A 263-nucleotide genomic window follows, 5' to 3' on the forward strand; every position below is an offset into this window, starting at 1 on the left:
CGATCATGAAGCGACGCGCTTCATGGCCTTCAGCAGCAATCTTGACCGCACGTTCCAAGCCGAACTTGCGCACCAGTGTCTTATCGTCGGGACGAATATTGCCACTGGTAAAGCCGCCGTTGCGGCTGGAAGCGCCAAACCCCAGTTGTTCCCGCTCGAAAACCTGAACCTTTCGCCCTGCGCGCGCCAGATAAAGAGCAGCGCAAAGCCCCGCATAACCCGCACCAACAATGGCAACGTCGCAATCCCGCTCGATTTCGTGG

The 263-nt window shown here is 58.2% G+C and carries 1 protein-coding gene; it reads right to left on the reverse strand.

Annotated features, from left to right (window positions below):
* The coding region (locus tag SB822_RS58125) for an NAD(P)/FAD-dependent oxidoreductase (RefSeq protein WP_410859246.1) at positions 1-263 on the reverse strand (263 nt) is incomplete at both ends.

The organism is Paraburkholderia sp. SIMBA_054 (genome assembly GCF_046534875.1).
GTDB lineage: Bacteria > Pseudomonadota > Gammaproteobacteria > Burkholderiales > Burkholderiaceae > Paraburkholderia > Paraburkholderia hospita.